The 17,406-nt window shown below is 62.5% G+C and carries 22 protein-coding genes; all 22 read left to right on the plus strand.

Translation table 11 applies throughout. From position 1 onward, the window contains the following. The first annotated feature begins 30 nt into the window (after nucleotides 1–30). On the plus strand, nucleotides 31–696 hold the full coding sequence (locus VGN93_RS06165; protein WP_319321949.1) for an amino acid ABC transporter permease: 666 nt from the start codon (nucleotides 31–33) through the stop codon (nucleotides 694–696). Between the two features lie 11 nt (nucleotides 697–707). After that, on the plus strand, nucleotides 708–1,358 hold the full coding sequence (locus VGN93_RS06170; RefSeq protein ID WP_327506759.1) for an amino acid ABC transporter permease: 651 nt from the start codon (nucleotides 708–710) through the stop codon (nucleotides 1,356–1,358). After that, on the plus strand, nucleotides 1,351–2,073 hold the full coding sequence (locus VGN93_RS06175) for an amino acid ABC transporter ATP-binding protein (protein ID WP_327506760.1): 723 nt from the start codon (nucleotides 1,351–1,353) through the stop codon (nucleotides 2,071–2,073). The genes VGN93_RS06170 and VGN93_RS06175 overlap by 8 nt, the downstream gene beginning before the upstream one ends. Nucleotides 2,074–2,080: 7 nt before the next feature. Continuing rightward, entirely contained in the window at nucleotides 2,081–3,328 is a 1,248-nt protein-coding gene (locus VGN93_RS06180) for an NAD(P)/FAD-dependent oxidoreductase (RefSeq protein ID WP_414714033.1), read from the plus strand. Between the two features lie 17 nt (nucleotides 3,329–3,345). Further along, entirely contained in the window at nucleotides 3,346–5,028 is a 1,683-nt protein-coding gene (locus tag VGN93_RS06185) for an aconitase X (protein ID WP_327506761.1), read from the plus strand. A 262-nt stretch (nucleotides 5,029–5,290) separates the two neighbouring features. Beyond that, entirely contained in the window at nucleotides 5,291–6,490 is a 1,200-nt protein-coding gene (locus VGN93_RS06190; protein ID WP_327506762.1) for a tyrosine-type recombinase/integrase, read from the plus strand. Between the two features lie 2 nt (nucleotides 6,491–6,492). Beyond that, nucleotides 6,493–7,125: a hypothetical protein gene (locus VGN93_RS06195; RefSeq protein WP_327506763.1), complete on the plus strand. Its 633-nt coding sequence runs from the start codon at nucleotides 6,493–6,495 to the stop codon at nucleotides 7,123–7,125. 167 nt (nucleotides 7,126–7,292) lie between these two features. After that, nucleotides 7,293–7,469: a helix-turn-helix domain-containing protein gene (locus VGN93_RS06200; protein ID WP_278026346.1), complete on the plus strand. Its 177-nt coding sequence runs from the start codon at nucleotides 7,293–7,295 to the stop codon at nucleotides 7,467–7,469. 11 nt (nucleotides 7,470–7,480) lie between these two features. After that, nucleotides 7,481–7,747 carry a hypothetical protein gene (locus tag VGN93_RS06205; protein ID WP_327506764.1) on the plus strand — a complete coding sequence of 89 codons (267 nt, stop codon included), beginning with the start codon at nucleotides 7,481–7,483 and terminating at the stop codon, nucleotides 7,745–7,747. A 3-nt stretch (nucleotides 7,748–7,750) separates the two neighbouring features. After that, entirely contained in the window at nucleotides 7,751–8,056 is a 306-nt protein-coding gene (locus VGN93_RS06210) for a winged helix domain-containing protein (protein ID WP_327506765.1), read from the plus strand. Continuing rightward, entirely contained in the window at nucleotides 8,053–8,238 is a 186-nt protein-coding gene (locus VGN93_RS06215; RefSeq protein ID WP_327506766.1) for a hypothetical protein, read from the plus strand. The genes VGN93_RS06210 and VGN93_RS06215 overlap by 4 nt, the downstream gene beginning before the upstream one ends. After that, nucleotides 8,235–8,987, plus strand: a complete 753-nt coding sequence (locus VGN93_RS06220) for a hypothetical protein (protein WP_327506767.1) — start codon at nucleotides 8,235–8,237, stop codon at nucleotides 8,985–8,987. The genes VGN93_RS06215 and VGN93_RS06220 overlap by 4 nt, the downstream gene beginning before the upstream one ends. Beyond that, nucleotides 8,984–9,247: a hypothetical protein gene (locus tag VGN93_RS06225; RefSeq protein ID WP_327506768.1), complete on the plus strand. Its 264-nt coding sequence runs from the start codon at nucleotides 8,984–8,986 to the stop codon at nucleotides 9,245–9,247. The genes VGN93_RS06220 and VGN93_RS06225 overlap by 4 nt, the downstream gene beginning before the upstream one ends. Beyond that, nucleotides 9,244–9,852, plus strand: a complete 609-nt coding sequence (locus tag VGN93_RS06230) for a ribonuclease H (protein ID WP_327506769.1) — start codon at nucleotides 9,244–9,246, stop codon at nucleotides 9,850–9,852. The genes VGN93_RS06225 and VGN93_RS06230 overlap by 4 nt, the downstream gene beginning before the upstream one ends. Then, nucleotides 9,852–11,306: a phosphoadenosine phosphosulfate reductase family protein gene (locus VGN93_RS06235; RefSeq protein ID WP_327506770.1), complete on the plus strand. Its 1,455-nt coding sequence runs from the start codon at nucleotides 9,852–9,854 to the stop codon at nucleotides 11,304–11,306. The genes VGN93_RS06230 and VGN93_RS06235 overlap by 1 nt, the downstream gene beginning before the upstream one ends. Then, complete coding sequence (locus VGN93_RS06240) at nucleotides 11,303–11,590, plus strand: hypothetical protein (protein ID WP_327506771.1); 288 nt, start codon at nucleotides 11,303–11,305, stop codon at nucleotides 11,588–11,590. Before VGN93_RS06235 ends, VGN93_RS06240 begins: the two co-directional genes overlap by 4 nt. A gap of 95 nt (nucleotides 11,591–11,685) precedes the next feature. Then, nucleotides 11,686–12,144 (plus strand): hypothetical protein, encoded by a 459-nt coding sequence (locus tag VGN93_RS06245; RefSeq protein ID WP_327506772.1) that lies wholly within the window; start codon nucleotides 11,686–11,688, stop codon nucleotides 12,142–12,144. Then, a complete protein-coding gene (locus tag VGN93_RS06250; protein ID WP_327506773.1) occupies nucleotides 12,137–12,403 on the plus strand; it encodes a hypothetical protein in 267 nt (88 codons plus the stop codon). Before VGN93_RS06245 ends, VGN93_RS06250 begins: the two co-directional genes overlap by 8 nt. 10 nt (nucleotides 12,404–12,413) lie before the next feature. Beyond that, a complete protein-coding gene (locus VGN93_RS06255) occupies nucleotides 12,414–14,645 on the plus strand; it encodes a hypothetical protein (protein WP_327506774.1) in 2,232 nt (743 codons plus the stop codon). A gap of 1 nt (nucleotide 14,646) precedes the next feature. Continuing rightward, nucleotides 14,647–16,611 (plus strand): hypothetical protein, encoded by a 1,965-nt coding sequence (locus VGN93_RS06260; protein ID WP_327506775.1) that lies wholly within the window; start codon nucleotides 14,647–14,649, stop codon nucleotides 16,609–16,611. A 5-nt stretch (nucleotides 16,612–16,616) separates the two neighbouring features. After that, nucleotides 16,617–16,946 carry a hypothetical protein gene (locus tag VGN93_RS06265; protein WP_327506776.1) on the plus strand — a complete coding sequence of 110 codons (330 nt, stop codon included), beginning with the start codon at nucleotides 16,617–16,619 and terminating at the stop codon, nucleotides 16,944–16,946. Then, nucleotides 16,946–17,395, plus strand: coding sequence for an HGGxSTG domain-containing protein (locus VGN93_RS31270; RefSeq protein WP_414714034.1), 450 nt, complete (start codon nucleotides 16,946–16,948; stop codon nucleotides 17,393–17,395). Before VGN93_RS06265 ends, VGN93_RS31270 begins: the two co-directional genes overlap by 1 nt. Nucleotides 17,396–17,406: the final 11 nt, after the last annotated feature.

Genomic DNA, 17,406 nt, shown 5'->3' on the forward strand with positions numbered 1-17,406 from the left:
CCGTTCCTCATTTCCAAAAGGTGAGACGGCATGTTCAACTACACCTTCCACTGGAATCAGGCGCTGAAGGCGCTGCCGCAGCTCCTCGACGGGGCGCTGGTCACGTTGCAGATCGCGCTTCTCTCCATGGTCATCGGCCTTGCCGTCGCCATGGCGCTGACGCTCTTCCGGCTTTCCGGCAACCGCATCCTTGGCGGCTTCGCCACGGCCTGGGTGGAGATCGCGCGCAACACGCCAGCCCTCTTCCAGATCTACATGGCGCATTTCGGCCTCGGCAATTTCGGCATCCACCTCAGCCCCTACACGGCGCTGCTCGTCGGCATCGCCTTCAACAATGCCGGCTATCTCGCGGAAAATTTTCGCGGCGCGCTGAAGGCCATTCCGGAGACGCAGACCCGTGCCGGCCGTTCGCTCGGCATGACGCCGCTCATGGCCTTCCGCTACATCGTCATGCCGCAGATGCTGCGCATCGCCTTCCTGCCGGCTACCAACCAGGCGGTCTGGGCGATCCTGATGACCTCGCTCGGCGTCACCGTCGGCATGAACACGGATCTTGCGGGCGTCACGCAGGCGCTGAACGCGGTCTCCTTCCGGACCTTCGAATTCTTCGCGCTCGCGGCGGTCATCTACTACGTGATCGCCAAGGCCGTGACGCTGGCAGCGCGGCTGGCTGCCACGCGCATGTTCCGCTACTGAGAGGGTAAACCATGTTCGATACCGCTCTCACGCTGGCCGATCTCGGCTTCCTCGCCAAGGGCGCGGCCATGACGCTCGCCGTCACCGCCGTCTCCGTGCTGGCCGGCACCGTGCTCGGCGTCATCTTCGGCGTCGTCCGCAACCAGGCCGGCCCCTACTGGGCGATCCCGCTGACCTTCCTGCTCGATATCTTCCGCTCCGTGCCGCTGCTCATCCAGCTCGTGCTCGGCAATGCGGCGCAATCGATCCTGAAGCTCGGCTGGGCGCCCTTCACCACCTCCTGTGTGGTGCTGTCGCTCTACACGGCCGCCTATTGCACCGAGATCGTGCGTGGCGGCATCTCCTCCGTGCCGCTGACCACGCGCCGCGCCGCCCGATCGCTCGGCATGACCTGGTGGCAGGACATGCGCTACATCGTGGCGCCGCTCGCCACCCGCGTCTCGCTGCCGTCCTGGATCGGGCTGACGCTCGGCGTCATGAAGGATTCGGCGCTGGTGCTGTGGCTCGGCCTCATCGAGCTCCTGCGCGCCTCGCAGATCCTCGTCACGCGCCTGCAGGAGCCGCTGTTCATCCTCATCATCTGCGGCGCCATCTACTTCATCATCAGCTTCCCCATCGCCCGGCTCGGCGGTTATCTCGAAAGACGGTGGTCCAATGATTGAGATCGAAAACGTCCGCAAATCCTTCGGCTCGCTGGAAGTGCTGAAGGGAATCAACCTCACCGTCCAGAAGGGCGAAGTACTGACCATCATCGGCGGCTCGGGCTCCGGCAAGTCGACGCTGCTCACCTGCATCAACGGTCTGGAGACCATCGATGCCGGCCGCATCGTGGTGGATGGCACCGACGTGCACGCCAAGGCGACGGACCTCAACAAGCTGCGCCGCAAGCTCGGCATCGTCTTCCAGCAGTTCAACGCCTTCCCGCACCTGACCGTGCTGGAAAACGTCATGCTGGCGCCGGTCAAGGTGCTCGGCCAGTCGAAGGCCGAGGCCGAGGCGATGGCCGTCAAGCAGCTGACCCATGTGGGTCTCGGCGACAAGCTAAAGGTCTACCCGAACCGCATGTCCGGCGGGCAGCAGCAGCGCATGGCGATTGCCCGCGCGCTCGCCATGTCGCCGGCCTATATGTTGTTCGACGAGGTGACCTCGGCGCTCGACCCGCAGCTCGTCGGCGAGGTGCTCGATACGCTGCGCATGCTCGCCTCCGAAGGCATGACGATGATCTGCGTCACCCATGAAATGAAGTTCGCCCGCGAGGTCTCCGACCGCGTCGCCTTCTTCCACAAGGGCGTGATGGCCGAGATCGCGCCGCCGGAACAGCTTTTTGGCGCGCCAAAGGATCCAGAGCTGCAAAACTTCCTCGCCGCCACCCATTGAGGCCATGATGAAGACTGAAACCATGCCCGATGTCGTGGTGATCGGCGCCGGCGTCGTCGGGCTTTCGGCGGCGATCGCGGCGCAGGCGCGCGGCCTATCCGTCACCGTGCTGGAACGCGAGGCGCCCGCCGCCGGCGCCTCCGCCGGCAATGCGGGCGCCTTTGCCTTCACCGACATCCTGCCGCTCGCCTCGCCCGGCATCTTGAAGAAGGCGCCGAAATGGCTGCTCGACCCGCTCGGCCCGCTCAGCATTCCGCCGTCCTATGCCGTGCGGATCGCGCCGTGGATGTTCCGCTTCTGGCGCGCCTGCTCGGCCAGCCGCGTCGCCCATTCCACCGCCGCGCAGACCGCGCTGATGGACCTCTCCAGGGCGGCGCTGGAGCCTTTCCTCGCCGAGACCGGCACGACCGCGATGCTGCGCAAGGAGGGCAACCTCCAGGTCTATGAAAGCCAGGCCGAACTGAACGCCTCGCTGCCCGGCTGGGACGTGCGCGAAAAACACGGCATCGAATTCCACCACATGGACGCGAGCGCCATGGCGGCGGTCCAGCCCGGCCTCGCCGCGCGCTTCACCCACGGCACGTTCACGCCCGGCTGGTATTCGATCGCCGATCCAAAGCTCTACACGCTGGCGCTCGCCGATCATTTTCAAGCCAAGGGCGGCGTGATCGAGCGGGCCGAGGTTCTTGGCATCAAGCCCATCGAGGGCGGCGTCGAGATCACGACCGGTAGCGGAACGCGTCGCGCGAAAAAGGTCGTGCTTTCGGCCGGCGCCTTTTCCCACCGGATCGCGCGCAGCCTGGGCGAGACCATCCCGCTCGAAACCGAGCGCGGCTACAACACGACGCTGCCGCTCGACGCGTTCGATCTGCGCACCCAGGTCACCTTCGGCGGCCATGGTTTCGTCGTGACCCGGCTTTCGACCGGCATCCGCGTCGGCGGCGCGGTGGAGCTCGGCGGGCTGAAGCTGCCGCCGAACTTCCGCCGGTCGGAAGCCATGCTGGAAAAGGCCCGCGCCTTCCTGCCCGGCCTCAGGCCCGAAGGCGGGGTGCAATGGATGGGTTTTCGTCCCTCGCTGCCCGACAGCCTGCCGGCGATCGGCCGCGCCCGCGCGACGCCAAACGTCGTCTACGCCTTCGGCCACGGCCATCTCGGCCTCACCCAGTCCGCCGGCACCGCCCGCCTCGTCGCGGACCTGTTGACAGATCGCCAAACCGCCATCGACATAGCCGCCTTCTCGCCGCAACGTTTCTAGCCGCACAGGACCACCTCATGGCCGACGTTTTCGCCCGCAGCATTCTCCCCGGCATCGCGTCCGGTCCGATCATTGCAGCGGGAGAGGCCCTGAGCTTCTGGGGCGGCGTCGACCCCGCCACCGGCAAGGTCATCGACGTGCACCACCCGCTGCACGGCGTCACGATCACCGGCGGCATCCTCATGATGCCGTCGAGCCGCGGCTCCTGCACCGGCTCCGGCGTACTGCTCGACCTTGCGTTGACGGGCCGCGCGCCGGCGGCCCTCGTCTTCAGCGAGGCCGAGGACGTGCTGACGCTCGGTGCGCTGATCGCAGCCGAAATGTTCGGCAAGTCGCTGCCCGTGCTGCGCGTCTCGCGCGATGCCTTCGCCGCGCTCTGTCGTGAAAAAACCGCCCGGATCAGCGAGACGGCGATCGAGACCGACGCCTTGACGATCCCGGTCAAGCCACCCGCGACCGCCACGCTCGACCTGACCCCCGACGACCGCGCCATGCTGGACGGCCGCGACGGCATTGCCGTACAGCTCGCCATGCGCATCACCGCGGCCATGGCTGCGCAGCAGGGTGCGGAAAAACTCATCGACGTCGTGCAGGGCCATATCGACGGCTGCATCTATGCCAGCCCCGCCAACCTGACCTTCGCGGAAACGATGGCCGAGATGGGCGCCAAGGTGCGCATCCCCACCACGATGAACGCCATCTCCGTCGACCGCGCCAACTGGCAGGCCCAGGGCGTGCCGGCGGATTTCGGCGATCCCGCCGCCCGCCTCGCCGATGCCTATGTCCGCATGGGCTGCCGTGCGACCTTCACCTGTTCGCCCTACCTGCTCGACAGCGCGCCAAAAACCGGCGAGGCGATCGCATGGGCCGAATCCAACGCCGTGATCTTCGCCAACACCGTTTTGGGCGCCCGCACGGCGAAACACCCGGATTTCCTCGATCTCTGCATCGCGCTGACCGGCCGCGCACCGCTCTCCGGCGTCTATCTCGACGAACACCGCAGGGCGGCCCGCATCATCGACGTCGATCTTCCCGCAAATATCGACGACGCCTTCTGGCCGCTCGTCGGTTACCTCGCCGGCCGCGCTGCACCCGACCGCATCCCCCTTCTGCGCAGCCTCGCCGCCGCAAAGCCGACGCAGGACGACCTGAAGGCGCTCTGCGCCGCCTTCGGCACCACCTCCGCCGCCCCGATGCTGCACATCGAGGGCGTCACGCCCGAAGCCAAGGACGCGGCCGCCACCAGTGCCGACCACACGACCATTACCCGCCCCGACATGGTCGACGTCTGGACGATGTTCAACGATGGCCCGGCCGAGGTCGAACTCGTTGCCATCGGCAGCCCGCACGCCTCGCTTTCCGAATGCCGCGCGCTCGCAGACGCCATCGGAGACCGCAAGCGACACGAGAACGTCACCGTCATCGTCACCGCCGGCCAGGACGTCATGGCCGAAGCCGGCGACGTGCTTATCCGGCTAAGGGCAAGCGGCGTGCAGGTCATCCCGGACCTCTGCTGGTGCTCGATCTCCGAACCGGTCTTCCCGCCGAAGACCCGCACCCTCATCACCAATTCCGGCAAATACGCCCATTACGGCCCCGGCCTCTCCGGCCGCACCGTCCGCTTCGGCAACCTCGCCGACTGCATCGAAGCCGCGCTTACCGGCCAAGTTCCCCCGCGATTGCCAGCCTGGCTAGCCTGACAAACGCCAAAAGCGCCCGTCGCCGGTTCCGGAGGCGGGCGGGACGAATCATAGTCGATGAGGTGTTTGCGTGTGGGGAGGGCCAGCGTTTCACTCGGAAGAAATGGCGGACAGAGCGTCCGCCTAACTGCTGTTCGCCAATATTCGGGACCGTCCGCGCAACCGGCTCTTCCCCTTGCTCTCTCATCGTGCCATGGTCGGGTTCGTTCACATCTGTTCACGGGCAACCGCGATTAGAAGTGGGGAAGGAAATGGGGAAGGCATGGCTCGGGCAATCAACATCCTTAACGAGGTAAAGATTAAGAACGCGAAGAAGGTTGGCCGCACGAGCGACGGCGGCGGGCTTTACCTCAATGTTTCGAAATCGGGGACGAAAAGCTGGCTCTTTATGTGGGCCAAAGACGGCAAGCGCAGAGAGATGGGGCTTGGACCGTATCCGGCGATCGGGCTGGCATCTGCTCGTGAAGCGGCGGCGAGGTGCAGGACAATCGTTGCGCAAGGTGGTGATCCCCTCGCCGATCGATCCAAAGACGAAGAGCCGACATTTGAGCGATGCGTAACTTTGTTTTTAGAGTCCATGGGCGCAGCGTGGCGAAACGCAAAGCATCGCGCCCAGTGGGAAATGACCCTAGGCCCCGCCTACTGTAAAGACCTCCAGGCAATGAAGGTTTCGCATATTGGGGGTGACCACATCCTCAAGGTGCTATCCCCTATATGGACGACGAAGGCGGAGACCGCATCACGGCTGCGCGGACGGTTAGAGCGCGTTCTGGACTTCGCCAAAGTCAGAGGGTGGCGAACTGGCGAAAATCCCGCGGCATGGCGCGGAAACCTAAAGTCGCTTCTTCCGTCGCCAAAGAAACTGAGTCGTGGGCACCACACAGCGATGCCATATGCGGATCTCCCTGACTTTCTCATCAAAGTGCGGAAGGCCAAGGCATTGGCGGCAAGGGCGCTGGAGCTGCTTATCCTTTGCGCGTCTCGCTCGGGCGAGGTGCTGTTTGCCGAGTGGGATGAATTCGACCTGGAGGCAAAGCTATGGATTGTCCCGGCCGCGCGCATGAAAATGGGCAAAGAGCATCGCGTCCCATTGTCGGCGCGCGCCGTGACGATCCTCAAGGATTTGCATCAAGGGAGACGTGGCAATTATGTGTTCCCAGGGCAAAAGGCGGAAAAGCCGCTCTCCAACATGTCCATGGCAATGTTTATGCGTCGAGTCGGTATGGAGGAATTCACAATTCACGGCTTCCGCAGCTCGTTCCGCGATTGGTGCGGTGATGAGACCAGCTTCCCCCGCGAGATAGCCGAATTGGCGCTGGCCCACACGGTCGGAGATGCAACCGAAAGAGCCTACCGTCGCGCCGACGCGATCGAGAAGCGCAGAAAACTATTGGAGGCGTGGGCTAAATATCTCGGAAACGCAAAAGGCGAAAACGTCGTTGCGTTTCCAGCGGCGAGTTAGCGATGCTCGACGACAACCAGCTTCAGCACATTTTGGCGGCCGTTGAAAAGGCTGGGGGTGCTATTCCTCCATCTCTCAAGGCGCGGGCAAACCTCGACAATCTTGCTGACGACATCGAGCACGCCTTCAATGTGTACGAAATGCATGGCGCTTTCTTCAGCGATGCCTCCGCCCGTATCCGGCGGACTGAGCTTACTGCGATGCACAAGAACGCCGTAGAGTTGGCCGAACGACTAAACGTAGCAAAACTCGGCGCCCTTGCGGCTGCGGTAAAGTCGCATCTCCACTCCCATGGAATTGAGGTGATCGCGGCTGCCGAACATATGAGACAGTTCGCAAAAAATATCGAGTCCGCGATTTCGGATCTCGATCGCATGTCTTTGGGCGAGAAAGCCCCCCTGGATAAGGGCGCGACAGCACAAGCAGCCCTGCTAACGCGACTTGCCGGAATTTATGAGAAACACTTCATGGCCCCGCCGCGAGTGGTTTATTTAGATCGAACCATCGATGGTCCGTTCGTCGTCTTTATCGAGCAATCGTACACGCAAGCATCGACAGAAAAGCCGCCGAAACGGACCGCCATTCAACAGGCGCTGGTCCGCGCGGGCTTGGGAAACAAGACCAAGACGCCCTGACGGCCCGAACCAGCAGACATTTTCCAAAAACATTCGTCCTGTTTGTCGGGAGGCTTATTGCTGACACAGGCGAACATGCGCGTAAATTGTCGAACGGACCTAGCGCAGTGAAGCGCTGGTGGCGGGGCTAACCGGACTGTTAGCCGTTGTTCCTAAGCGAGGACAACATGACCAAAATGGCCGTTGGCGTCTCAGAAGCAGCCAAAATGATTGGCTTGGGGCGTACGTCGATTTACGTACTTTTCAACGAAAAAAAGCTCACCCCGCGCAAGTCGGGCAAGCGCACCCTCATCCTTGTCAAAGACCTTGAAGAGTATCTCAATTCTCTTCCGGTTGCCGCTTAACGGAGGCAGCCATGAAAACGAAGAACCCCGCCACGGGTGGCCGGGGCAGGGCTCAGAATATCCAGCATCTTGGCAGAGCAGATATTCTGGACCTTACCGGAACCGCCCATGAAAATCTAGCGGCTCGAAAGCTTTCCCAGCGCTTCGGCATGCCCGCTACCACCGCCCGCCTGCTCGCAGAGCTAGCCGGCCTTGGCCCTCGCGCCGACCGCGAAGCCATTTTCCCCTTCACCTCCGTTTCGCAGCCGTTCGCCGGCTCGCATACCTATGGAGTCTGACTCATGGCTAACAGCAAAATCATCCGCAAGACCTTCCGCATCAAGGAAACCGGGCGGGAAATCATCGTGCCAGGCCGGCAGGCGTGGACCTTGGAGCGCCTTATCGATGCGGGATCGCGCGGGCTGACGACGATCGATCACCCGGCGCCGCGAACCTCGGCCTACGTCCACTTCCTGAAGAAAGACTTTGGCATCAACATCGACATGGTTCGGGAGTCGCACAAGGGTGCGTTTCCGGGTGTTCATGGGCGCTATTTCCTGAAAACGGAAATCCAGTTGGTAGAGGACGAGCGGGGCACGCCCGCATGAGCGACGAGATCGAAAATACCAAGGTTCTCGACGCCGCCAGATGGATCGCAGACCGCCACGACGATGAGGGGGGCCGGATCATTCCGGCCGTCCGCTCCCGGTTCTCGCTGACAGCAGCCGAGGCGTGCCGGGCATGCGCCCTTGCCGATCGGTTCCGCGAGGTAGGGAGGGCCGATGCATGACCGAGCAGCACGACGACCGCGCCCATGCCTCCAGTGCTTCTTGGAAGTTTGACTTCCTCGATACCGTGAACGCGGACCCACGTTGCACGCCGACCTGTCTGAAGATGATGAAGGCTTACCTTTCCTTCGCCAGCGAGGCAGCGCCGGTTGCGTTCATGGCTCGCGGTGAGATGGCACTCCGCACAGGGCTAGGTGACGCCACCATCAAACGAACGCACCGCCTCTTGATGAAGCTCGGCTATCTGGAGCGGATAAGCAAGACGAAGGGTGGCGCCATTCAGTACCGCCTCGTCAACGCTCGGAAGGCAATTATTGACGACCATCTTCTGTTCGGCCGGGAGAAGTTGGCCGACGACGCCAGGGAGAAACGGAGGCTAGAGAGGGTTAGGAAGGGGATCAAAATGAGCCCCCTTCATGAAGACGGATGGGATCAAAATGAGCCCCCCATAGGGATCAAAATGAGCCCCAATTCCCTAGAGAATACCCTGGAGGTATTAGCTATGAAGGGAGAGGTAATCTCTATAGGGGCTCCTAGCTTTTATTCCGAAGCCAAGGGCGACGATCCAAAAGCCCCTTTCCCCATCCCTGAGACCGACGACCAAGCCGAGGACATGCTTCGGCAGATCGTCTGCAACCGTGACGTTGCAGACTACGTCGTCAACGCAATGGGGCTGATGCTGAGAAAGGGAACCCTTTCCCCGGCGAATGCTGAAAGCCTCATCAATCAGTATCGCGAGGTGGCGGCGTGAGAACGATCCTCGTCTTCCCCTACCATCGGCGCCACTCCGTTGTAGCGACCATCGCGGCATGTGTGTCTGACGCTAAGCTAGGCCCGGAAGGCAGCGCGGCGATCTGCGAGGCCATGGACGAGATTATCGCCAAGGACGGCGCGCGCTTCGGCCAAACCCCGGTGGAAATTCAAATCCAGTCGCAACTCTTTTGGCAGGCCGTCCAGCGTGAGACCGGCCGCATCATCGTTGCCAGTCACAAAGAGGACCAGCCAGCATGAAGAACGGTTCCACTCAGCACCGGGACTTGCTGTCCCTCATGGCCGACGAAATCTTGCGCAATGCAAAGCGGCCCGCCAAGGCGCGCAGGCACCGCAAGGACAGCCCCCGAAGGAAAACGCACTCGCCTATCATCGATGACCGCCAGAACATCCACGTCTTCGCGGATGGCGCCGCCGTGCCGAACCCCGGCGCCGGCGGATGGGCCTTTGTCGTTTACGATGACGGCCGGGAGGTGCACAGCGCGTCCGGTGCCGCTCCCGCGACGACGAACAACAGGATGGAGCTTGCCGCCGTCCTCGCCGCATTGGAATGGATCACCGAGAATGCAGCCGAGCGGCCCGTCGCCCTCTACAGCGATAGCCGTTATGCCGTGGACGGCTGCAATAGCTGGCGGCATGGATGGAAGCTCAAGAAATGGATGCGGGGCGTTTCTCCAGTCATCAATGCCGATCTGTGGCAGGCGATCGACGCGGCCCTCACGGATCGTCCACAGGATCTGACGTGGTGCAAGGGACATAGCGGCATCCGCGGTAACGTCCGCGCCGACAAACTTGCCGGTGAGGCGCTGGCAGCGCTCAAGCGTACCGATCGGAAGGCGGCATAATGACAACCAAGACCTTTGACCTTGTCGATGATGCACAGTCGGCCATCGCCGCAATCTTCGGGCTGAATGTTCCTGTCTATATCGCCTTCAGCGGCGGCAAGGAGTCAGCCGTCCTCGCCAAGCTGTGCGAGTCCTATGCCGGGCGCTTCGAATTGCTTTGGGTGAATACGGGCCTTACCTTCCCCCATCTGGAGGCCTATGTGCGGAAAGCGGGCGAGCGCTTTGGCCTGATGGAATTGAAGTCCAACGCCCTAGCCGATTGGCGAGAGCACGGCATGCCGGTCGAGACCCTTTCCGTTTCGAACGCGCTCGGCGACGTTCGGCCTAAACTTCAATCCTGGCTGGGTTGCTGTGCCCGTAGTCGATCCGGCCCTATCCATTCGTTTATTCACGAGCGCAAAGAGCCGGCCATAATCATTCACGGCCAGCGCAAGGAGGATGGAGCGCCCGGCCTCGGACTCCAGTCGATGCCAGTTCCCGCCCATGTCGCCATGGCTGCACCGCTGGAAGATTGGACAACGGATGACGTGATGGGCTTTGTCAAAGCCAATGGCGTCGAGCTTGCGCACCACTACGCCAGGGCTATCCCGGACTCTCTCGATTGTTGGGCGTGCCCGATTAACCTGGCGAAGCCTTGGGGGCCGAAGGTTGTCGACATGATGCGGGAGGAATACCCGGAGAAGCTGGAAATCCTTCGCACGAGTGCCCAGGCCGCCCATAGGGCTGTGGCCGACGCGCAGCGCATCATGCAGGCGTCCTTGACCCGCGCAATGCCAGAACCGGAGCATGTGCCTCAGCGAGAGGGCGCGTCCGGCGATTGCTTTATCTCGGCATTCGCAACGGTTCTCGGCCGTTCTTACGAGTGGGTGGCCGAGGCGTTTGGCTTCCCGTGCCCGGATGGTGGAGGCCTTCCGTCACTGCCCAAGGGGCGTGGCATCCACATGTTCGAGACCGCCGCGGCGCTACTGGATCTTGGCGTTGAAACCACGATCATTTTAACGACCAATTTTCCTAGCTTCGAACGGTTGCAGCTCCCGTCACCCGATGACTTGCGGAAATTGCTGCAAGGTCGGAATGCCGTGCTCCTCACGGTAGGCCCTGAAGGCGTCGAACACGCCGTGGCATGGAAAGATGGTCGCGTTATCGACGGTCGGCACGAGGACCCCTTCTGGCTGGATCTGGAGGACGTGCACCTGCTCGGGGCAATGATACTCGGTCCAAAGGCGCCCGCGCATGCCCGAGCCCCAGCCAACGTGAATGTGCCGCCGGCAGCACCCATTGCACAAAATGGACACCGCACAGCGAGCCAGCGCCGGGAAGAGGTTCTATCAATTTTGGACGCCACCCCCGATTTGCCCGATCGGGAAATAGCGCGGCGCGTAGGGGTTAGCCCGCAGACCGTCGGCAACTTGCGCCGTCGCCAGGCGTCGAAGCTTGAGAGGGGTACGGCATGATGACCGAGGCCAGAAAGACGATTGCGCCGGTCGGTGAAAGCATTGGCCTAAAGGCCGCTTCTGAGTTTGCCAAGGTGGACGAGCGCACGATGCGGCGCTGGCACAAAACGCATGGTCTCGGCTTCAAGCGCGGCACGGGGCACAATGCGCCCCTGCAATTCCCGATGCTTGAACTGGCCGCGTTCACATGGGGGCAGCAAGAGGCGCTGGAGCAGCTTCGGAACGGAAACCATGAGCACGAAAGCGTTGCGCAACTTCGCACGCTCTTGGCGCTTTTTTCTTAGCCAAATGTCCGGTTATGTCCGGTCTTGCCCGGTTATGCCAAGTGGTGGAGCTCGGATTTAACCTGTAGAATCAAGCATCTTTTTGAGGTGCTGTAATGAACGCCCTGCCATTCGCATCCTATGCTTTCGATCGCGGTATCCTAACCAGCAGGATTGCGCAGGAAGAGATGCAGCGTTGCTTGCGACATGCTGTTGAAGCTTTTCGCGAGGAATGGGAAAGCGGTCGGCCGCTGGAACACGTCGCCGAAAGCGCCGCTGAATTCTGGCGGGCTTATCGCGCTGGTGTCCTAGCCGTCGCTCCGGTCTCGGTTTTCCCGCACTGGAGCGATTTGCCGGAAATCCTGAAGCGCCCTTGCCTGGAGGGCATGGAGCGGGCGGCGAACGCGCTGGAGCCCTTCCGAGACGATCCCTTCGCCGATGCATTCCCGATGCCGGCAACAGACAGGGTGGCTCTCCCCATCGAACCTGTGGAAGCCGAAACCGCCAATGGGCGGAAGGCCAGCCATTTCGAAACTCTCCCCGAACCCGAAATGGTTGGACACGATCATGATTAAATCAGGCTACACGGCCCAAGACCTTCAGAGCATGGAAGCAATGCGCAAGCGGCAGGCCCTTACGGACGCGCTCATCAACGGCACGCCTCGCAAGATTTCCCACCCCATGCAGGGCATAGCGCAGATGGCTGAGGCCGCCATGGCCGGAAATCAGGCCCGCAACGCAATGTTCCCCGACGCTCCAGGCGGGAAAGCCCCGTCGTTCGGGACACAGATGCGCAACATGGTCACCCGCGGCAACAACGGCGGCATGTACTGAGGAACGGGCGATGGCTATCAAATCCGGTTACACGGCCGAAGACCTCGCACGGCTCGGCCCTGACGAATTGACGAGGCGCCGCCGCATGGCGGAAGCGCTGGCCCTGAAGGCGGGTAGTCCGCGGGAGATTAAACACCCGCTGCAAGGCTTTGCCCAGTTGGCCGACGCGCTCATTGGCGGTCTTCAGATGAAGCGGCTGGATGAGGCCGAGAAAATTCAGCTTGGGCAACGGGAAGAGGGCAACAAGGCCCTTCTCGACTACGCCTTCAGCGGCGGAGGCTCTACCGGCTCGTCCACCACCATGCCCGCAGGCGAGGCCGAGGCTGAGTTGTCTGCGACGACGCCCGGAACGGGGACTGGTGGCAACTACCGCGATGCCATCGCTTCGATCGAGAGCAAGGGCAGCGGCGGCTATGCGGCGGTTGGCCCTACCCATGATACCATGGGACGGGCCCTCGGGCGCTACCAGGTAATGGAGGCGAATATTCCTCAATGGTCAAAGGAAGCCCTTGGCCGAGAGGTAACCGCTGATGAATTCCTCGCCAACCCCGAGCTTCAGGACGCTATTTTTGACAATCGATTTGGCAAGTATGTAGATAAATATGGTCCTGAAGGCGCCGCGCAGGCATGGTTTGGCGGGGAAGGTGGCGTCGGGAAACTTGATCGTAAGGACTCGCTCGGCACCACCATCGGCGCCTATACCGACAAATTTCGCAACGCCATGGGCGGGCAGACTGGACAGCAAGAGGTCGCATCGCTCGATCCGACCGCCAGCCTTTCGCAGGAAGTCGCCGATTTTCAGCAGAGCCCGGAATATGCTCAGCAGTTTCCCGGCATGGACGCGCAGAAAAATACCCCGCAAAACCAACAGAAACTCGCCCAGGCCCTGCTAGTTGGCGAGCAGCATAGCAGCGGGCGTCAACGCGACGGAACGACTTCGCTCGATGCCGTGAACGCCATGGCGACGGGTGGGCGCCCTGAAGGTGGGCCACGCATTGCCATGTTCGCCAACGCCCTCTTGTCTGGAGGCGAGCAGAGCGACAACCCGATCGAGGCGCAGCGCAACGCAATGATCGCCAATGCCCTTATTGGACAGGACGGCAACCAGATGCCCATCCAGGGCGGAGAGATGCCGGTTGACGCGTCTGGCCTTCCGCCCGAGTTCCAGCGCTCGGCACAGCTTCAGACGGCCATGCAGCGCCCCGAGGGCTCGATCATTCAAGCGCTGATGGGTGGAACCCCCGCAGACCCTGCGCAGCTTGCCCAGGCTCGCGCCGCTGGCATGAGCGGACAGGGTATCAATGGCGGCATGCCGGAAGGAGGCGACAAGCGGCAGCTTATCGAAAACCTCATGCGCAATCCGGCGACACAGGAAATCGGCCAGCGCCTTTTGCTTCAGGAGATGGAGCAGCGCGCCCAGGCAAACGACCCGATGCGGGCACTGGAGTTGCAGAAGCTTCGCCGCGACGTTGAGCGCGGGCAGCCGATGATTAATCTAGGCGATGGTCGCCTCTTCGATCCCAACACGCGCGAATTCCTCAATGCACCCGGATCTGAGACAATGGAGGCGCCGGAGGTCAAGGAGTTCTTCGACGAGAGCGGTATGCCTTACAAGGCCGCCTGGAACCCGAGGAGCGGCCAGTGGGAGAAGGTGGGCAACTCGAAGGCCCCTAACGGCACGCGGCTGGAGGTCGATCCGGCAACCGGCGCTGTCACGTTCACACAGGGCGCAGGCGTCAAGCCCCTGACAGAACAGCAGTCGAAGGATACGGTCTATTCGGTTCGTGCCGAGGGCGCGCTTCCCCTTATCGACAAGCTGGGCGACTCGCTGACGAGTCTGCCGGAAGCTGTTGGCGGGCAGGTTCCGGGTATCGGCAATTACCTGAAGTCTCCCGAATATCAGCAGGCAGAACAAGCCGGCCGGGAATTCCTTGCCGCGATCCTTCGCAAGGATACCGGCGCGGCAATCACGCCGTCGGAAATGGAGGATTACGGTTCCGTCTACCTGCCGCGGCCCGGTGACAGTGCCGAAGTGCTTACGCAGAAACAGCAGTCCAGATCCCGAGCCTTGGCAGCGTTGAAGGCTGGTATGCCGCCCCAGGCCATCCTTGCCCAGCAAAAGGCACTGGCAGCCGGCAGGGATGCGCTCGGTGATGCGCGGAAGGCGATTGCAGCGGGAGCCGATCGTAACGCGGTAATCCAGCGCCTGAAAGAAAACGGCATCGACCCGGAGGGCCTGTAACATGGCTGGCATGTTTGACGATCTGATCCCCGGCAACAAGGGCGGCGCCATCAGCTTTGACGACCTGATCCCCCAGGCCAAGGGCCGGCATCTCACCTTTGAGGAAGGGCAAAAGCTCCTGGAGGAAGAAGAGCGCGCGAAGCGCATGGCGTCTCTTCCCGGCAAGGTGGGCGCCTTCACGTCCTCGGCCGTCGAAGGCCTGCCCGTCGTCGGCCCGTATGTCCTCGACAAGACACAGCGCGCAGCGGCGATGCTTGCCAATGCGCTTGGCAATCCCGATGCATCAGCAGAGGACGCACGCGCCGTCACTCAGCAAGCGCAGGAAGAGAACCCCTATACTAGCCTCGCCGGAACCGTGACGGGCGCCGTTGGCGGCTCGGTGCCTCTCGCCGCGGCACTACCTAGTGCATTCGGTGCGGGAGCGGGTGGCCTTCTCGTGCGCACGATCGGTTCCGGGCTTGGGGGGAGTGGGCTAGCAATGGCAGATGCCGCCGCCCGCGGTGAAGATATTGGAGAGGCCGGATTGTATGGGGGCGCATTCGGCCTTGCAGCACCGGGCGCCGGATATCTTATCGGCAAGGGTGGCGCCGCCCTCAAAGATTTCATTCGCAATCAGCGCATTGCCAAAGCCGCCGGAACCACGCCCTACGCTCTGTCCAAAATCAATCAGGCGATGACGGCCGATGCCATCGACCCGGCGACACTTCGCGCGCAGCTCGACCAACTCGGCCCGGAAGGAATGATTGCAGATCTCGGCGGAAACCTTCAGCGCCGCCTCTCCGGCCTCGCCAACATGCCGGGTGAAGCAAACCGGATGGTCCGTACCGCCTTGGACGCCCGACAGGCTGGGGCTAACGCACGGCTTGCCACCGGGCTTGACGATACGATCGGGCGCGCGGCGATCCCGTCGCAGATCGATGACGCGCTGAAGGCTGCACAGCGCCAGGTCGGGCAGCAATATGACGAGGTATTTAAGAACGCTCGTGCTGTGGACACGTCGAAGATTGCCGAGGGGCTGGAGAGCAAGGCAGTGAACCTGCGCGGCGATGCGCAAAGCGCCATGCAGAAAGTCCGGTCCATGCTCAACATCACCGGGGCGGATGCTCTCGACCCGAACCCCGGAACGCTGTTCCAGACCCGGCAGGCAATCGACGGCATGTTGGAGACTGAGACCAATTCCAAAGCGATCGGCGCCTTGCGTGACGTGCGCCGCCAGATTGACGAAACGCTATCCTCTGCCGTTCCGGGCATTAAGGACGTGGACGCTCAGTTTGCGGAGCTTGCCAAGCAGCGACAGGCGCTTGAGCGGGGGCAAACCGTGCTCGGTGAGGGGCGAAGCGTTCCCCGCCCGAGTGAGTTGGCAGACGAGGCCACCGCAGGGGCATTGCCTTCTGGAACCCTGGTCGGGCCATCTGGCGTTACGGCACGGATGCGACAGGGCGCGCGCGCCGAGATTGACCGCATCCTCGGCAACAATGCCAATGACGTTGCGAAGCTCAACCAGCTTATCAAATCCGAAGGCGACTGGAACCGCTCCCGGCTGGCGACCCTCTTCGGGCAGGATAAGGCCGACCGCCTTTTCGGCGTCCTGGACAATGAGCTGAAGTTCGCACAGACGCGCCATATCGCGACCGGGAACAGCGTCACCGCAGGCCGCGGCGAAGAAATCCGCGATCTAGGGGGCAAGGTGGCCGATGGTTTCGGCGTGCGTGATGCATACGCCGCTGGCGGCCTTATGGGCGGCGCTCGGGGTGCGGCAATGAAGTTGGCCGACAAGCTTATTGGTGGAGCCCGCCAGGCTGGCCGGCAGGCGAAGAACGCTTCTCTTGCTGAGGCCATCACCGGCCAGCGCCAGGCGCTCGTTGACGCGCTGATAGACGCTAATGCCTCCAAAGCCGATCCGCGGCAGCTCGACCAGCTTGCCCGGGCGCTAATTTACGGAAGCCCAACACTCTTGCCGAGGTAATGACGATGACGCCCGAACGGAAATTCAAATCGAGCCTGGATCTTGTCGCTTCCCTCGACGCGCTGTTGATGGCGGCAGGGCTCGGCCTGGACGTTGAAGACAGTGTTGAGGAGGCCGTATGCGCGCTTCAAGGTCTTCCCGTGAACGACATGGAAGACGCTCTTGCCACCCTCGCATTCTCGGAACGCTTTCGGCGCCGAGCGTTGGAGTGCGCCGCCTCGGGGGAACCGGTTGACCCCGTGCTGTTGATTGCGGCTGGCGACAGTCTGGCAAAGGCCATGGCGTTTCTCGAAAAGATCGCGGGGCTGGAGTGTTCCCCGGTCAGGGTGCATTGATGCCACGCCACGAAACGCTCACCGGCAAGGGACTGGCGGCAGCTCGCAAGGAGGCAGGCCTTTCCCAGTCGCAGCTCGCCAAACGCGCGTATATCGGCCGGCATGCTGTCAGCTATTGGGAAACAAGCGACCACGTAGACCCCAGCGCTTATGCCGTCCGTTTAATGGCAGTAATTCTCGGCATCGATCTGAAGGCCTATGAACTGCCATCACGCAAAACCGCAGCGGTTGCGGATTTGGAGCCGGGAGCGCCTCCCCAGCCAGCGCGTTGTGGTGCCCGGAACCGAAGGGGGTTTTCCTGCGCGATGAAGCCCGAGCCCGGCAAGCACCGCTGCAAGTTTCATGGCGGACGGAGCACGGGGCCGAAGACAGACGAGGGCCGCCAGAGGATCGCGGAAGCACAGCGCCGCCGTTGGTCTCGATACCAAATGGCCCGCATGGGCTCTTAGGTTTGCCGTAT

Source organism: Shinella sp. (assembly GCF_035998705.1).
Lineage (GTDB): Bacteria > Pseudomonadota > Alphaproteobacteria > Rhizobiales > Rhizobiaceae > Shinella.

Bases quoted from the DNA above. Each gene is read 5' to 3' on its own strand.
- VGN93_RS06265 (WP_327506776.1), top strand. From the start codon at position 16,617: ATGACGCCCGAACGGAAATTCAAATCGAGCCTGGATCTTGTCGCTTCC.
- VGN93_RS31270 (WP_414714034.1), top strand. From the start codon at position 16,946: ATGCCACGCCACGAAACGCTCACCGGCAAGGGACTGGCGGCAGCTCGC.
- VGN93_RS06215 (WP_327506766.1), top strand. From the start codon at position 8,053: ATGAGCGACGAGATCGAAAATACCAAGGTTCTCGACGCCGCCAGATGG.
- VGN93_RS06165 (WP_319321949.1), top strand. From the start codon at position 31: ATGTTCAACTACACCTTCCACTGGAATCAGGCGCTGAAGGCGCTGCCG.
- VGN93_RS06195 (WP_327506763.1), top strand. From the start codon at position 6,493: ATGCTCGACGACAACCAGCTTCAGCACATTTTGGCGGCCGTTGAAAAG.
- VGN93_RS06220 (WP_327506767.1), top strand. From the start codon at position 8,235: ATGACCGAGCAGCACGACGACCGCGCCCATGCCTCCAGTGCTTCTTGG.
- VGN93_RS06235 (WP_327506770.1), top strand. From the start codon at position 9,852: ATGACAACCAAGACCTTTGACCTTGTCGATGATGCACAGTCGGCCATC.
- VGN93_RS06245 (WP_327506772.1), top strand. From the start codon at position 11,686: ATGAACGCCCTGCCATTCGCATCCTATGCTTTCGATCGCGGTATCCTA.
- VGN93_RS06250 (WP_327506773.1), top strand. From the start codon at position 12,137: ATGATTAAATCAGGCTACACGGCCCAAGACCTTCAGAGCATGGAAGCA.
- VGN93_RS06240 (WP_327506771.1), top strand. From the start codon at position 11,303: ATGATGACCGAGGCCAGAAAGACGATTGCGCCGGTCGGTGAAAGCATT.
- VGN93_RS06190 (WP_327506762.1), top strand. From the start codon at position 5,291: ATGGCTCGGGCAATCAACATCCTTAACGAGGTAAAGATTAAGAACGCG.
- VGN93_RS06260 (WP_327506775.1), top strand. From the start codon at position 14,647: ATGGCTGGCATGTTTGACGATCTGATCCCCGGCAACAAGGGCGGCGCC.
- VGN93_RS06205 (WP_327506764.1), top strand. From the start codon at position 7,481: ATGAAAACGAAGAACCCCGCCACGGGTGGCCGGGGCAGGGCTCAGAAT.
- VGN93_RS06230 (WP_327506769.1), top strand. From the start codon at position 9,244: ATGAAGAACGGTTCCACTCAGCACCGGGACTTGCTGTCCCTCATGGCC.
- VGN93_RS06180 (WP_414714033.1), top strand. From the start codon at position 2,081: ATGAAGACTGAAACCATGCCCGATGTCGTGGTGATCGGCGCCGGCGTC.
- VGN93_RS06170 (WP_327506759.1), top strand. From the start codon at position 708: ATGTTCGATACCGCTCTCACGCTGGCCGATCTCGGCTTCCTCGCCAAG.
- VGN93_RS06185 (WP_327506761.1), top strand. From the start codon at position 3,346: ATGGCCGACGTTTTCGCCCGCAGCATTCTCCCCGGCATCGCGTCCGGT.
- VGN93_RS06210 (WP_327506765.1), top strand. From the start codon at position 7,751: ATGGCTAACAGCAAAATCATCCGCAAGACCTTCCGCATCAAGGAAACC.
- VGN93_RS06200 (WP_278026346.1), top strand. From the start codon at position 7,293: ATGACCAAAATGGCCGTTGGCGTCTCAGAAGCAGCCAAAATGATTGGC.
- VGN93_RS06255 (WP_327506774.1), top strand. From the start codon at position 12,414: ATGGCTATCAAATCCGGTTACACGGCCGAAGACCTCGCACGGCTCGGC.
- VGN93_RS06175 (WP_327506760.1), top strand. From the start codon at position 1,351: ATGATTGAGATCGAAAACGTCCGCAAATCCTTCGGCTCGCTGGAAGTG.